The organism is Streptomyces sp. WY228 (assembly GCF_019287315.1).
GTDB classification, from domain to species: Bacteria; Actinomycetota; Actinomycetes; order Streptomycetales; family Streptomycetaceae; genus Streptomyces; species Streptomyces caviscabies.
Genome location: NZ_CP079114.1, coordinates 3,765,649 through 3,778,459, shown reverse-complemented (window position 1 = coordinate 3,778,459; position 12,811 = coordinate 3,765,649). Strand labels below are relative to the sequence as shown.

Here is a 12,811-nt window from a genome sequence, read left to right as displayed (position 1 = left end):
GTGGCGGGTGCGGCTCAGGCCGCTGCCGGCGTGCCTGACAGCGACGCCTTGACCAGCCGGCTGGTCTCGTCGGCGAGGACCTCGGGCAGGCCCTCCTCGATCGCGCGCAGGGCGTGAGCCGCGACCTCGACGGGGTCGGCCTTCTGGTCGGCGGGTACGGCCGCGGCCATGTCGGTGTCCATGTAGCCGACATGCAGCGCGGAGACGGCGATGCCGCGGGGGGCCAGTTCCTCCCGGGTCGCGTCGCTCAGCGCCCAGGCGGCAGCCTTGGTGACGGCGTAGGAGCCGAGTCCTGCCGGATGGAACCAGGACAGGGCGGACAGGACGTTGAGGACGCCGCCGCCGTTGCCCTCGATGACGGGGGCGAAGGCCCGGGTCGTGAGAAGCGGGCCGAAGAAGTTGGTCTCCATCTCCCGGCGCACCTCGCCCAGGTCGCCTCCGACCAGCGTCGCGCCGGTGGATACGCCCGCGTTGTTGATCAGGAGTGTCGCGTCCGAGGCGATGCGGGCGGCCTCCTGGATCGACTCCTGGTCCGTGACGTCGAGCCGCAGCGGGGTCACGCCCGGCAGGTCGACCGTCTCCGGGCGGCGGGCCGCCGCGTAGACCTTGGCGCCGCGCTCGACGAGCTGGGCTGCCAGATGCCGCCCGAGCCCCCGGTTGGCGCCGGTGACGACCGCGACCGTGTTCTTGAGCTCCATGTCCGCCTCTGCTTCCGGTCCTGGCGGGCGCCGCCGGGGCCACCCGCACAAATTAGATTACGCAACCAATCTAAACACCGGTTTACGATAGATGCCAGTCGACATCCAAATGGGGTTCACGGAGGAGGTGGCCATGGGCCGCGTATCGCAGGCGCAGGCGGAGGAGAACCGCCGCAGGGTGGTGGAGAACGCCTCGCGGCTGTTCCGGGAGCAGGGCACGCAGGTGAGCGTCGCCGACCTGATGAAGGCGGCCGGACTGACCCACGGCGCCTTCTACAAGCAGTTCGCCTCCAAGGAGGCGCTCGTCGACGAGGCTGTCGCCCACGCCTTCGCCGAACTCGCCCGGCGCCATACGGCCGGTCTCGAAAGCTACGACGGGCAGCGCGACGCCGCCCAGCGGGCCCTGATCGACGCCTATCTCTCCGTCGGGCACCGCGACGACCCGGCGGACGGCTGCCCGGTAGCCGCGCTCGCCACCGATATCGCACGCGAAGGCGGGGGGCAGGAAGCCCGTCGCGTGTACACCGAGGGGGTGGCCGACTTCGCCGGTTTCCTCGCCACCGACGACCAGGACGGCGTCGCCCGCCTCTGCACCCTGTTCGGTGCGCTCGTCCTGTCCCGGGCCACTGCGGGCTCCCCGATCTCCGAGGAGATCCTCGCCGCCGCGCACAGGGCCGTGACGGCCGGCTGACCGTCCGCCCTGCTGCCTCCCGCCGGCGCGCCGACCTCCGTCGGCTTGGCGGCAGGGGCTATGACTCGGTACGCCGCCACGCCCCGTCCGTCGACGCGGCGAAGGGGCGTGCGACCGGAACGTACGAGGATGCCGTCCGCACCCGCGGCGCGGACCAGGGAGCCTTCCGAACCTTCCGGGCGATGTCTCACGGCCTACCGGGTTATCCGGGCACCGAGAAGAGCATGCAACTGCTGGTGGCGTGGGCGAGCAGCCGGTCCGCCGCGTCGACCAGCCGGGCCTCGGCGAGGGCGGTCCGGCGGCCGCCGTTGATCACCGTGCCGATGGCGCGCACCCTGCCCGTGTCCACGGTGACCGGCCGCAGGAACTTCACGGTCAGATCGAGCGAGGTGTAGGCCATCCCCCGGGGCAGCGTGGACTGGACGGCGCAGCCCGCCGCCGAGTCGAGGAGGGTGGCGAACACGCCCCCGTGCATGCTGCCGATCGGGTTGTAGTGCTCCTCGCCCGGGGTCAGGGAGAAGACGGCCCTGCCCGACTCCACCTCGTCCAGGGTGAAGTCGAGGGTGTGGCCGATGGGCGCCGCGGCGATCCGGCCGGCTTGCACCTCTCGCAGGAAGGCGAGGCCGGTCATGGATCCGGCGGCCTGTGCCGGGATCGCGGGATCGTCCCAGCTGTACGTACGTGTTCGCCCCACGGTCCAGCGCCTCCCTCTGACTTTTGCAAGTGAAGCTAGCCATGACCTCACCTGACTGTCAATGGCGAAGCCAGGGCCCTACGATGGCGAAATGGAGTGGCTTGAGGCGAGCACGGAGAACTGCCCGGTCCAGCGCACGCTCGACGTGGTCGGGGAGAAATGGACCCTGCTGATCCTGCGTGACGCCGTCAACGGGGTCCGCCGGTTCGACGACTTCCACCGCCATATCGGCCTCTCGGAAGCCGTTCTCAGTGACCGCCTCCGAAAGCTGATCGCGGCCGGCGTCATGAAGACCGTCGCCTACCGGGAGCCGGGCAGCCGCTCCCGCAACGAGTACCGCCTGACCCGCAAGGGCTGGGACCTGTGGCCCGTTCTGATGGCGCTGAGCCAGTGGGGCGAAGCGCATGCCCTCGGCCCCGAAGGGCCCGTCCTGGACGTACGCCACACCGACTGCGGCTCCCCGGTCCGCGTCGCCGTCCAGTGTTCCGCGGAGCACGCGGCCCTCGGCCCCGAGGACGTCACCGCCCGACTGGGGCCGGGCGCCCGACGCCGGCCTGCGCACCCCTGATCCGACCCGCCGCGCGGAGGGCGCCCTCGCTGTCCGCGCTCGGTCACTCGCGAGTGTGACTCGCAGCGATAACTGTCACCAAGCGAGAGATCTGACCTGGCCTTCTCGGTCACATTCGCAGCGATGGTTGTCACCAAATGCTCGGGCTAGTTGTCACAAGGCTCGTGTTCGCAGTCGGGTTGTCACCAATTTCGAAGCGCGCTGGTGCGGGTGGCGTGGGCGTGCGTTTGCTTGAAGGCATGGCCGATGAGTACGGACTGCTGCCTGCGGCAGACCCTGAGGCGGGGGCGGTGTGGTCGCACCGCTGCCGCTGGGACGACTTGCTCCTACGGGCGTCGGCTGTCTCTGGACGTCAGGATCTGGATCTCGCGGATGGCTGGACTCGTCGCTGGGCGGTCACCTTGAACCTCGGAGGCGGCGAACTGATCGTGCCGGTCCGGGACCTTGCCCAGGTTCAGCTTCCTGGGGTCGGGCCGGTTCGCTGGTTCTCGTGGCATCGGCGGCAGCGTCATCGGCCTGGGCTTCAGTACATGGTCAGCACAGGGCGGCATCACGGCTTCGAGAGTCTGGAGGAAGCGAAGGTTCTGCTCGCGCTGGACTTCGCCGGCCAGGTGCGGGAGGTGGTCCCGCAGCCCTTGAAGCTGCAGTTCCGGACCGGCGGTGGGCCGCGTGTCCATGTTCCGGACTTCCTGGTGCTGTCCCGGGCTGGGGTGTGTCTGATCGATGTCCGACCGCTCGACCGGGTGCGCGCGAAGGATGTCGAGTCGTTCGCCGCCGCCTTTGAGATGGCACTGGCCTGCGGCTGGGAATACGTAGTGGCCGCAGGCTGGAGGCGACACGTCTTCACCGGACTGGACGCTTTGTCCTGTCAGCGCCGCCCGCTGCCCGATCCACTCGGGATGCGGGCAGATCTCCTGGAACGGGCTCGGTCCCGGGTGACGTTCGGGGAACTCGTGGCTGCTTCCACGGTTCCGCCGCTGGCTCGGGCGGAGCTGCTGCACCAGCTCTGGCACCGTTCGCTCGGTATCGATCTTTCTGTTCCGCTGAGTGACCGCTCGCTGGTCGAGCCGGCAGGTGAGGCCCTGTGAATCCTCCGCTGGCGCTTGATCTCGCTCCGGGGGCCGGGCTTGTCCTGGACGGGGTGGAGTGGACTGTCGAACGGCATGAGCCCCATCTGGGACGGGTCGTGGTACGCGATCCGGCGGGAGCCCGCCAGCAGTTGACCTTCCGGTTCCTCGTCAACCATCCGACTTGTCAGCCGTCCTCGCGCACAGCGGCTGGCGGCCCGGACCGCGGGCGGCAGCCCGCGTCCGTAGCTGATCTTCCGCCGGGGAAGCTGGAGTTGGTCCGGCTACGAACGGCCCACCTGATGGAGGTGGGCACTGGGTTCCGTAGCGGGAATCCGCAGGATCCCAGGCCGGGAGAACCGAGGCCGTGTTACGACCCGGCCACCACCACGCTGACCGAGCGACGGTGGGCCAAGGTCGCCGAGCTGGCAGCGATGGACCGGCAGGAGGCCCGGCTGTTGGGACTGGACCGGGTCGGATACCGCACGCTGATCCGCTGGGAGCGTGGCCGTGAGCGGTCCGGGCTGATCGGATGCGCTGATGACCGGTGGCTGCGGCCTGGTGGGCGTCGCCCGAGCATCGGCCCGGAGATCCGGGAAGCGATCTTCGCGGTCCACGCCGAACTACAGGGCCGGTCCCGGGTCGGGATGGCCACCCGCACCCGCCTGATCCATCAGTACGTACACGAGACCTACGGGCCCGACCTGCACGTCCCGTCATACAACACGCTGCGGCAGGTCTGGCACGAGTGGTTTGGCCCCAGCGGGTCACGGCCACGCAACCTGGGGGCGGCCGATCTGCCGGTACGGTCCGGGCATGTGCTGGTCGACCGTCCCGGGCAGGTGGTCGCGCTGGACACCACGGTGCTGCCGGCGATGGTCCGCGAAGGTGTCTTCGGCGAGCCGGTCAGGGCTCACCTGACCCTCGCGCTGGATGTGTTCACCCATTCGCTCTGCGCTTTCCGGCTCACGCTGGTTTCGGACACCGCGGTGGACGCGGCGATGATGCTGCGTGACGTGATGCTGCCACTGCCGATGCGGCCGGAGTGGGGGCCGGAGATGGAGTGGCCGTATCCGGGGCTGCCGTCCGCGCTGGTGGCCGAGTTTGCTGGCCATCCGGTGGCCGGGCTGCCGTTCTTCAGCCCGGAGACAGTCACCACCGACCACGGGTCGGTCTACCGCAACCACCACCTGGTTGAGGTTGAGCGGAAGCTGGGCTGCAACATCCTTCCGGCCCGGGCCCTGAGGCCTCCGGACAAGCACGCCGTCGAGCGCGCCTTCGGCGCGATCAGGACGCTGCTGTTCGAGCACCTGCCCGGATACACCGGCGTCGACGCCGCCGACCGGGGGGCCGCCCCCGAGGACGAGGAGGTGCTGACGCTGGAGGAGATGGAACACCTCGTCGCCACCTGGATCGTGGGGATCTGGCAGCGGAGGCACCTGGGAGAGTACGCCCCGGCTTGGGACGTCGGCGGTAGCCACAGCCCCAACAGTCTGTTCGCGGCATCCTTCGAGCAGACCGGCCTGGGGCTGCGGCTGCCGCAGCCGGACCTCTACTACGAGTTGCTGCCGTCCCATCCCATCTCTGTGCTGCGAGAGCGCGGAGTGAAGATCAAGGGCCTTTGGTATTATGGCGACGCGCTTGAGCCCTACCTGAACGAGCGCTCGGCCCGGGGCGGTAGGTTCAAGGGCCGCTGGTGCGTCCACCGCAAACCGCGCGACCGCCGTACCGTCTTTTTCCAGGACCCCCTCACCCACGACTGGCACGAACTGCGCTGGACCGGACTGCCACCGGTCGGCACGGTCCCTGCGTTCGGTGACCGACGAGTCTCCGAGCTACTGGCCGCCGCACGCGAGGCAGACATGCGGCCCCGCACGGATGCCGAACTGCTGCCCCTGCTGCTGGAGATCCTCGCCGCCCGGGCCCCCGTCAGCAGCTGGAAGACGGCCACCACCCGCTCCGAACGCATCAACCACGCCCGAGACGAGACCCAGGCTCGGGCCGCCGCCGAGGACCGGGCAGCTGCCCCGGCCCCCGCCTCACCCGTGACCTCCATGCCGCAGCGCGTCGAGCAAGCCGTCTCCGGCCTGGACGCCGAGCGCCGACACCGCCGTGAGGAGGCGGTGATTGCACGTCCCACCAAACCTGCGCGGCTGGGTGCGAGTTACCGTTCCGGCAACCTATTCCTGCTGCCCGAGGACGAGACCGACCGCCCCCAGCCCGACCCGCCGGACGAGGGAGCGTGAGCCATGGGCGACCGTGCCACGGGCAGTGACGGTGAGGCGAGCATCGTCTCGTTCCTGAGGGCTGGACCGCCACCGGACCGGCTCAGCTTCGAGGGATGGCAGCGCTGGCGCACGACCCGCAGCGCGTTCATCCCGGCTCCCCGGCTGAGCCCGGACCAATACAGGGACCTGCCCGCTCGCCGCCGGGCCTTGCACGATCTGCACCGCACCGCCTCGCACGTCAACCTCGGGCTGCAGGAGACCCCGATGAGCCGTCGGGTCACCACGCTGATGAGATCCCGCATCCAGAACAACGCACTGAACTTCACTCCCGGCACTCGTGACGGCCTGATGATCAGCGGGGGCGGCTACCAGGGCAAGACCGAGACGGCATGCGAGGCCGCAGCGGCCTTCGAAGACTTCTGGCGCGACCTCCACCAGCAGCTCAACCCCAACGCGATCGAGGGAACCCGAGACCTGTTCGTGCCCGTCGCCTACTGCCAGACACCGGTCAAGGCCACCCCGAAAGGGCTCTGCGAGGCGATCCTCGACTTCTACGGCGCCCCCTACGCCAAGACCCTCCGCGGCCTGATCCGCAGCGTCCGGGCCTCCCTGCACGACCACAACACCACCGTGCTGATCCTGGACGACATCACCCGGTTGAAGATGCACCGCGAGGACGACCAGGACACGCTCGACCTCATCCGCGACCTGATGTCCTTCAACGCCACCGTCATCCTCATCGGCGTCGACATCCCCGGCTCGGGCCTCCTGCGCGAAGGACGGCCCGACCCCCGCACTGGCCAGTGGACCTTGCCCAGTGCGCGGCGAGGCCGCAGCGACCAGGCCGCGACCCAGACCGAACGCCGCTTCGACCTGGTCGATCTCGACCCGTTCACCTACGACACTCCTCAGCAGATCAACGCCTGGATCGAGCACCTGGCCGGCACCGAGGAACAACTCCGACTCCTCGGTGCCCGGGATGGCATGCTCACTGATGGCGACATGCCCGAATACCTCTTCCGCCGCACCGGAGGCATCGTCGGTCTGCTGCGGCGACTCGTCCAGGACGGCTGCACCCGCGCCATGGAAACCGGCCAGGAGGCGCTACATATCCCGCTCCTCGACGAGATCACCATCAACCTCGGCAACCTTCTCGACCGCGACCCGCAGGCCGGCGAAATCCCCGCCGTCCCTGCCAAGCCCACTCCGAAGCGCCGCCAGAAACCCCGCAACACCGTCTTCGACAACAAGGCCGCGGGAAAGTGACGGCTGTCCCATGTCTCCGCTCCGGCCTCTGCCTCGCAGCCTCGCCCCGCTCCAGGATGAAAGCCTCGCCGGCTTCCTTCTACGCCTGGCCCACCACAACAACGTCAGCCCTGGAACGATCATCCGTCACACCGGGCTGAGCACCCACCGGGCCGGGCTGGCCGAACACCTCTCCATCAGTCAGCAGTACCTTCAAGGGCCCGAGAAATCGGCTGAGTTCGCACGCACTACCCGACTCGATGAAGACGAGGTCGTCAAACTCTTCCTTGCTCCGCTCGGCGCCCGCTATGGACCGCTCGATGCAACGCTGATACGTCGGCCCCGGGAACGAGTCCTCCACGGCAACCATGACGTGTTTCGGCGCTGGTCACGGTTCTGCCCCCGCTGCCTAGCCGGCGGCTCCGACATCGAGCGCGTTCACGGAGGCAGCTGGAAGCGTCTCTGGCGGCTTCCCCCGGTCTTCGCCTGCCCCGCCCACCGCTGCCTTCTTCGCCACAACTGCGCCAAATGCGGTCACCTCGGCATGGAGGTCCAGAGCTTCTCGCTCATCCCTAAGATCAAGAACGAGGATCTCCACCCCAACCAATGCCGCGTCGTCGTCGAAGGTCGACCGGAGCGCCTCAACGCCCCTATTTGCGGAGCTCGCCACGATCAGGCTCCAGTGCCTGCCTGCAGCGAGGAGTTCCTGGAGACAGCACTCGCGCTGCAGCGGGAACTGATTGGACTCCTTCGCCCCGACGGCCCCCGCGAAGTGGGCAGCGTGGGGTGGATGGTCGACACCAATCAGTACTTCATCGACCTGCACACCGTCGCAGGCCTGATCACCCTGACCTGGCCGGCAGCCCGGAACCTCGCCCTCAGCGCCGAACATGTCGAAATTCTTGACCGTGACGCCGTGGGGAGGGAAGAGCGCAGAAGCCGCCGGAACGGGGGAGCGGGAAAATTCCATCACTTCTACGTGCTGGCCAGCCCATCTGCCGACGCCAGGCCTTATATCGCCGCGACCGCCATCGCCCACCGAATCTTGAAGGGAAGCGACGGCGGGGCCTTGACCGCGCTCGCCTCGGTCTATGCGCACCTGCAGGAAGTTCAAGGGCTCATGAAGACTGCGGGCGACAGAATCCGAAACTCTCCGAGGAATTCTCCGCCGCTGAGATTTCTCCTCACCCACAGGGCCCCCATCACGATCGAGGGAATCCACCAGTACGTGACAGCACGCGACCGCGAGTGGCGTCCTGCTCTGCGTGATCGAGAAATCTAGTTGGCGGATCATGACCGGCGCGCTGCTGCTCACCTTACGATCGACGATGCGATTAGCCGCCGACTCGGAAACTCTGAGCAACGCAGCGAGCTGCTGCAGCGTCGGGTTCGTCCGCCAGTACGGCTGGTGACCAGCAGGCACCGGTGCTCCAACGGCAGGCGCCGCAGCTCACCCTCGCGGGCTGGATACGCACCCTCTCGCCGCAACACGGAAGTCAGCTTGCCGATTGCTGCGGGCTCTGCCAGCTGAGAAGGGCCAATCCAGGTTGGCTCCGAAGCCTCGGCGCGCCAGCCATTAAAGATCATCTATCCATTGACCAGTAGTTACGGGACAACCCTAGCGACCTCGTGCACGATAGGAGCCGCCACTGCATCCGTGCAGGTCAACGGCTCGGGCGTCAGGATGACACAAGTCGCTGGCCTGCGGCGATGCCTATCGTGCACGAGGTCGTAGGGCCTCTTCGACGCGCCTAAGACGGTCCTGCAGGCTTCCATGGCTCGTCGCTGATTCCGGCAGAACAACGGCGTGGCGGAGATTAGAAATACTTCTGAAAATCGGTAGATCCCATAACATTTGTCGTGCAAACTGAAGCACATGAACTCAGCGGACGACCAACTGGTGCTTCTAGCGGGCTGGATCGACGAAGCGGCTCAGACCGGGACGAGCTTTGCAGCGCACCGGTCGCTGAACAGTCGCATTCCGATCGCTGAGCAACAAGGAGTGCCGAGCGAAGAGGATCTTGAGGATGCTGCCCGAAAGGCGACTGCGTGGGCATTTGCTTACCACGTTCAAGTGATGGAGAACGGCGGTAAATGGCGTATCCAAATCGTCCCCTACCTCGAATATCCAGATGGTTCATCCACGCCGCCACGCGTTGCCGATGTGCCGGACTTTTGCGTAGCGGTATGGTCACAGTTGAGCGAAATGGTGTCCTCGAATTTCGGCAAGGCCAGGTTGCATCATCTGCTCTTCGAGCGCAAAACAGGAAACGCTCGAAATCATGCGACTCAGGCCGCGCAGGGCTATCTCGACGCATCTCGCGAATGGGGTAAATGGCTCGACAAGGAGGAGGCGCTGAACGCGGCATTGCGATTGGCGCGTGCGGTGGGGCAGAAAGATCTGGCCTCACGGATCGCAGTAGAAATGCTGAGGCTGGCTGGTCAAGCCATTTTGAGCGACGAAGAAATTCCTGGGGTGGTGCTGCGGCTTATTGGGCCTCTCTGTGGTGAGGCCTCACCGCCCCAAGGTCTGGGCTCCACCATCGACGCAGCCATGCGGGCGTATGTTTCTCCATTTATTCGAGACGAACTCGTATCTTTCAAGCTGCGTCGCGCGAACACACAGGAGGAGCGCCAACATCTGCAAGCTGAGCATGTGCAGATTTGGCTAGATGCTGCTGCCAGCGAAACGGGCCTTCGGAAGGCAGGGCACCTTAAGAAGGCTCTGCAGAATGCTCAGGAGACAGGCCAATCCTCTCTAATCGAGCGTTCTGCTGCGGCTCTTCAGGGAATTCGCAACGAAGATCTTGGACTCATCTCCTTCGTCTCCTCTGGAACCGTAAGTCGAGAACAGTTTCAGGAAATGATGACCCCCGTGGTCGATGCCGCCGACTGGCGAGATGCGTTGATCCAGTTCGCTTTCGCTTACGGGCCTGCTGTCGGACCTATTGAAAAGACGAGGGAGGCTGCCGAGGAGTACGCCCGTACGTCCATAATCGAGAATATGGCCACGGTGGAAATTTTTGGGTCTGATGGGTTGCCGCGCTTTTCTCCGAAAACTGATGAAGAGAAAATAGAAATGCGCCTGGCCAAGCAAGAGGCGTTCGTGTTGCAAGCGATGGCACCCTTGCTCGCACACCTTTTGCATAAGGTTGCGGAAGTGCATGGTGTTCCAAGTGAAGGGGATCTCTCCGAGTTCTTCTCTCGGGGGCCTCTCGCCTCGCAAGAGCTAGCGTCATCGATCGCCCGCTGCTTTATTCGTTTTTGGACTGGAGATCCCGAAGGGGCTACGTTCACCATAGCTCCGAAAATCGAAACACTGGCTCGAAATCTGGTTTTGAGTCTGGATGCCGGTGTCTATCGACTGCAGCGACAGGAGAAGCCTGGACAGTACCCTGGGCTGGGATCGTTGCTCTCAACCCTTCGCGAGAGAGGGCTAGATGAGTCTTGGTATCGAAACATTCTCACTATTTGCGGAAACCCGGCAGGCGGCTGGAATCTCCGGAATGAACTGGCCCATGGATTCGTCCCTACTGCGGGGTCTCCTGCAGCGGCAATCTTGTTCCAGTGTGTGATATATCTCTGGACCTTGGGGCCAAAGCGGGAACAGGATGATGTCGATCCAGGAGAATCTGGTCCCTGAGGTGGTCCTACTCCTCATCTAGGTACTGTGTCCCAAGTGGGCCCTAATAGCCAAGAGCTGTCCCGGAATGCGGGGCCAGGCTGTCAGACGATTCCCCCGCACTCGGAGCGGCTCGGGGTCCGCGCACGTGATGTGAAAGCGGTGGTGATCTTCAAGCCGGACCCCGCATGCTTCAGGGGTGACTGCTGCCTTCCCCCTCGCGCCCGCCATCTACGTCGACGAGTCGGCGAACTCCGGTCAGAATCTCCTCGACCCCGCTCAGCCAGTGTTCACACTCGCGGGAGTTCACCTTCCGGACGAGCTCGCGGGGCACATCGTGGACGAGGTACGGACCCAGTTGCCACCGAACCTGGCCGAGCCGAAGTACACCTCCCTCGCCAAGTCCTCACGTGGTAGGAAAGCGCTGGTCCGTGCATTCGGGCAGCTCCCCGAGGGCAGCGTGCGCACCTTCGTGGTGAACAAGCGGTTCATGATCATGACTAAGTTGGTCGACCTGTTGGTGGAACCCCTCGCGCATGCCGACGGCGTCAATCTTTACGAGGGCAAGGAGTTGCTCGGCCTGGCGGAAATGCTCCATACCTGCGGCACTGTCTTCGGCAACGCCACGGCTTACGACGGGCTCCTGCAGGTATTCGTTCACTGGATCAGGCAGAGAGCCACCACCGACGACCTGTTCGCGGCCATCGCCTCGTTCAAGACCGCTGTGCAGCATGACGACTTCGTCGAGTGGGTGGAGCTCCTGGAGCACTGCCGAGGCGTCGCCGACGAGACGGCTGCGGAGATCGCCTCAGGCCGACTGAAGGACACCCTCGACCCAGCGGTACCGTCCCTGTACGCCCTGACCTTCGCGTTTGGATCTTCCCTGGGCCGGCACTTCCGGCTCGTGCACGACAACTCCAAGGTGATTAGCCACAACGCGGCACTGCTACGGACCATCCACATGTTCCCGGACCCGACGCGCCCCGGGAAATTCAATCGGCAGATGCCCGTCCTGGAGATTCAGTTCGCCGACAGCACCACGCACCCGCAGCTGCAGGTGGCCGACTGGGTGGCAGGGGCCACCCGGCAGTGGGCGCAGCACCTGACCGGCGTCGGCGGTGACCAGTTTTCGAGGGACTTGGAGGCAGTGGCTCGGCCGTGGCTTGTCGACGGAATCTGGCCGCCCAGTGCGACCACCTGACCCTGTGCAGCGGTTCCTTACTCGTAGCGGCACCACGCGGCTGGCAACGAGCGCTGTCTCCAGAATCGTTCGCAATGCGGCTTTACGGGACAAAGATCCATCAACTGTCTACCTCGCTCGCCAGCTCGGTCACACGTCGCCGCGCGGCGACTGCGGATGGCTGGTGACAGGTATCGCTGAGAAGTGACAGATATCGCTGCGAGTCACAGCGAGGACGGTCGTGGCGCGCGACACTTTTGCAAGCAGGTGCTTGCAAAAGTTAGCAAGGGTGTTGCACTATCGAGTCATGGCATCACTCAACGTCGGCAATCTCGGTGAGTACCTGCGGGAGCAGCGCCGTGCAGCGCAGCTCTCGCTGCGGCAGCTCGCCGATGCCACCGGGGTGTCGAACCCGTATCTCAGCCAGATCGAGCGCGGTCTGCGCAAGCCCAGCGCGGACGTGCTCCAGCAGGTCGCCAAGGCGCTGCGGATCTCGGCCGAGACCCTGTACGTCCGTGCGGGGATCCTCGACGAGCGGGAGCGGGAGGAGCTGGAGACGCGGGCGGTCATTCTGGCCGATCCGTCGATCAACGAGCGGCAGAAGAACGTTCTGCTGCAGATCTACGACTCCTTCCGCCGCGAGAACGGATTCACGCCCGGGCCCGACGCCGACGTGAACGCGGACGCGGACGCCGGCTCCGGTGCCGACGCGGGCGGCGATGCCGGGACGACCCGTAACGGCGACGACGCCGGTGCGGGCACCACCAAGGACCAAGACCCTCACAGCTAGCAGCTGGACCTGATGATCCGGGAGGACC

The 12,811-nt window shown here is 65.9% G+C and carries 11 protein-coding genes and 1 pseudogene; 9 read left to right on the top strand and 3 right to left on the bottom strand.

Features of this window, described 5'->3' with window-relative positions:
• Positions 1-14 precede the first annotated feature (14 nt).
• Positions 15-698: an SDR family oxidoreductase gene (locus KV381_RS16460; protein WP_218785487.1), complete on the bottom strand. Its 684-nt coding sequence runs from the start codon at positions 696-698 to the stop codon at positions 15-17.
• Positions 699-831: 133 nt separating this feature from the next.
• Here KV381_RS16460 and KV381_RS16455 point away from each other — a divergent pair, with 133 nt between their 5' ends.
• Positions 832-1,389: a TetR/AcrR family transcriptional regulator gene (locus tag KV381_RS16455; RefSeq protein WP_030078328.1), complete on the top strand. Its 558-nt coding sequence runs from the start codon at positions 832-834 to the stop codon at positions 1,387-1,389.
• A gap of 202 nt (positions 1,390-1,591) precedes the next feature.
• On the opposite strand, the gene KV381_RS16450 is transcribed toward KV381_RS16455, so the two are convergent.
• Positions 1,592-2,083, bottom strand: a complete 492-nt coding sequence (locus KV381_RS16450) for a PaaI family thioesterase (protein ID WP_030078326.1) — start codon at positions 2,081-2,083, stop codon at positions 1,592-1,594.
• 91 nt (positions 2,084-2,174) lie between these two features.
• On the opposite strand from KV381_RS16450, the gene KV381_RS16445 reads away from it, so the two are divergent.
• The 5 genes from KV381_RS16445 (at position 2,175) to KV381_RS16425 (ending at position 8,473) form a co-directional block, all read left to right on the top strand.
• The gene (locus KV381_RS16445) at positions 2,175-2,651 is read left to right on the top strand and encodes a helix-turn-helix domain-containing protein (protein ID WP_030078324.1); all 477 of its coding nucleotides are present in this window, start codon (positions 2,175-2,177) and stop codon (positions 2,649-2,651) included.
• A gap of 239 nt (positions 2,652-2,890) precedes the next feature.
• Positions 2,891-3,739 (top strand): TnsA-like heteromeric transposase endonuclease subunit, encoded by an 849-nt coding sequence (locus tag KV381_RS16440; RefSeq protein WP_218785486.1) that lies wholly within the window; start codon positions 2,891-2,893, stop codon positions 3,737-3,739.
• A gap of 413 nt (positions 3,740-4,152) precedes the next feature.
• Positions 4,153-5,964 carry a transposase gene (locus tag KV381_RS16435; RefSeq protein ID WP_256995077.1) on the top strand — a complete coding sequence of 604 codons (1,812 nt, stop codon included), beginning with the start codon at positions 4,153-4,155 and terminating at the stop codon, positions 5,962-5,964.
• Between the two features lie 3 nt (positions 5,965-5,967).
• Positions 5,968-7,212: an AAA family ATPase gene (locus tag KV381_RS16430; protein ID WP_218785484.1), complete on the top strand. Its 1,245-nt coding sequence runs from the start codon at positions 5,968-5,970 to the stop codon at positions 7,210-7,212.
• A 10-nt stretch (positions 7,213-7,222) separates the two neighbouring features.
• The gene (locus tag KV381_RS16425) at positions 7,223-8,473 is read left to right on the top strand and encodes a TniQ family protein (protein WP_218785482.1); all 1,251 of its coding nucleotides are present in this window, start codon (positions 7,223-7,225) and stop codon (positions 8,471-8,473) included.
• Positions 8,474-8,521: 48 nt separating this feature from the next.
• Here the strand turns inward: KV381_RS16425 and KV381_RS37080 are convergent.
• Positions 8,522-8,614, bottom strand: a pseudogene (locus tag KV381_RS37080) (transposase family protein); the annotation flags it as partial.
• Positions 8,615-9,067: 453 nt separating this feature from the next.
• Here KV381_RS37080 and KV381_RS16420 point away from each other — a divergent pair.
• From KV381_RS16420 to KV381_RS16410, 3 genes are all read left to right on the top strand, one after another.
• Positions 9,068-10,834 (top strand): DUF4209 domain-containing protein, encoded by a 1,767-nt coding sequence (locus KV381_RS16420; protein ID WP_218785480.1) that lies wholly within the window; start codon positions 9,068-9,070, stop codon positions 10,832-10,834.
• 178 nt (positions 10,835-11,012) lie between these two features.
• Positions 11,013-12,014, top strand: a complete 1,002-nt coding sequence (locus KV381_RS16415; RefSeq protein WP_218785478.1) for a DUF3800 domain-containing protein — start codon at positions 11,013-11,015, stop codon at positions 12,012-12,014.
• 286 nt (positions 12,015-12,300) lie between these two features.
• Positions 12,301-12,783, top strand: a complete 483-nt coding sequence (locus tag KV381_RS16410; RefSeq protein WP_030078322.1) for a helix-turn-helix domain-containing protein — start codon at positions 12,301-12,303, stop codon at positions 12,781-12,783.
• The last annotated feature ends 28 nt before the right edge of the window (positions 12,784-12,811 follow it).

What these genes read in the sequence shown, in the direction of transcription:
- KV381_RS16460 (WP_218785487.1), bottom strand. Translation starts at nt 698, where the DNA reads ATGGAGCTCAAGAACACGGTCGCGGTCGTCACCGGCGCCAACCGGGGG.
- KV381_RS16425 (WP_218785482.1), top strand. Translation starts at nt 7,223, where the DNA reads ATGTCTCCGCTCCGGCCTCTGCCTCGCAGCCTCGCCCCGCTCCAGGAT.
- KV381_RS16430 (WP_218785484.1), top strand. Translation starts at nt 5,968, where the DNA reads ATGGGCGACCGTGCCACGGGCAGTGACGGTGAGGCGAGCATCGTCTCG.
- KV381_RS16455 (WP_030078328.1), top strand. Translation starts at nt 832, where the DNA reads ATGGGCCGCGTATCGCAGGCGCAGGCGGAGGAGAACCGCCGCAGGGTG.
- KV381_RS16435 (WP_256995077.1), top strand. Translation starts at nt 4,153, where the DNA reads ATGGACCGGCAGGAGGCCCGGCTGTTGGGACTGGACCGGGTCGGATAC.
- KV381_RS16445 (WP_030078324.1), top strand. Translation starts at nt 2,175, where the DNA reads ATGGAGTGGCTTGAGGCGAGCACGGAGAACTGCCCGGTCCAGCGCACG.
- KV381_RS16420 (WP_218785480.1), top strand. Translation starts at nt 9,068, where the DNA reads ATGAACTCAGCGGACGACCAACTGGTGCTTCTAGCGGGCTGGATCGAC.
- KV381_RS16440 (WP_218785486.1), top strand. Translation starts at nt 2,891, where the DNA reads ATGGCCGATGAGTACGGACTGCTGCCTGCGGCAGACCCTGAGGCGGGG.
- KV381_RS16410 (WP_030078322.1), top strand. Translation starts at nt 12,301, where the DNA reads ATGGCATCACTCAACGTCGGCAATCTCGGTGAGTACCTGCGGGAGCAG.